General features: G+C 55.4%; 1 protein-coding gene. It reads left to right on the top strand.

Translation table 11 applies throughout. The features are described from left to right. Positions 1–748: gamma-glutamyl-gamma-aminobutyrate hydrolase family protein (locus EN738_RS34575; protein WP_135899141.1), on the top strand; the 748-nt coding region annotated here is incomplete at its 5' end. Between the last annotated feature and the right edge of the window lie 249 nt (positions 749–997).

The following is a 997-nucleotide window of genomic DNA, read 5'->3' as shown; positions in this document are numbered from 1 at the left end:
CCCATTCAAGATGGCAAAGCACATGCGACCAGTCATAGGAATCGTCAGCAATTTCGACGTGGAAAAGGATGGTTACTTCTGTCTCGTCCACTATGTAAGCGCAATCGAGAAAGCCGGCGCTGTTCCGATCATCTTGCCTTATCTCAAAGAAGATGACGTGAGCGCGTTATTAGACCTCGTTTCTGGTCTCGTTCTTACTGGAGGTGGCGATTTTCCAACCGAACTTTACGGCGCGCCTCCGCACCCCGCTGTTCAACGGATGATCCCCGAGCGCGACGACTTCGAATTCGCGCTCGCCCGTTCAGCGTTCGATCGGCCCATGCCCGTTCTCGGCATCTGCCGAGGGATGCAGATGTTGAATGTTGTAGGCGGGGGTACGATCTATCCTCATACCTTAGATGAACTACAAAACGTAATCGATCATCGCGATGGCACCCCGTTGGATAAGACGGTTCACGAGGTTCAGCTGGAACGCGACACGCAGCTGTGGCGGCTCTGTGGAGCGCAATCATCGTCTTTCCGAGTAAACAGCTATCACCACCAGGCCGTTAAACAGTTGGCTCCTGAATTCGTCGTTTCGGCGCGAGCTGACGATGGTGTCGTCGAGGCGATCGAGGCCCCCGGCCGGCCATTCATGGTCGGCGTACAGTGGCACCCTGAGTGGATGTACGACAGTGAGCCCGCCTGTCGCAATTTGATCGATAACTTCGCAAGAGCCTGCAGTTCGATTGCAAGAGAACCTGCATGACGTGCGCCACCAGCACGCGCGTGCTGTCTCAGACGCAACAAATCCCTTGAGGCGTTGACCGGCTGCGGCGCTAATAGCCGTCCCCCTGCACAACGTCAGCCTCCATTTTGGCAGGCATTTTATCGCGAAACAAGCGGATATATTGGAGTATCTCAGTGCGGGCCATATCTGAACTCGCCGAGTTCGTTAGCAGCTACCCAGGAAGTGCACTGCCTGCGGCGACACGGCGTACAATCTCGTTGCTCATAT

The organism is Mesorhizobium sp. M4B.F.Ca.ET.017.02.2.1 (assembly GCF_003998955.1).
Taxonomy (GTDB): Bacteria; Pseudomonadota; Alphaproteobacteria; order Rhizobiales; family Rhizobiaceae; genus Mesorhizobium; species Mesorhizobium abyssinicae.
This window is presented reverse-complemented; position numbering and strand designations above follow the sequence as displayed.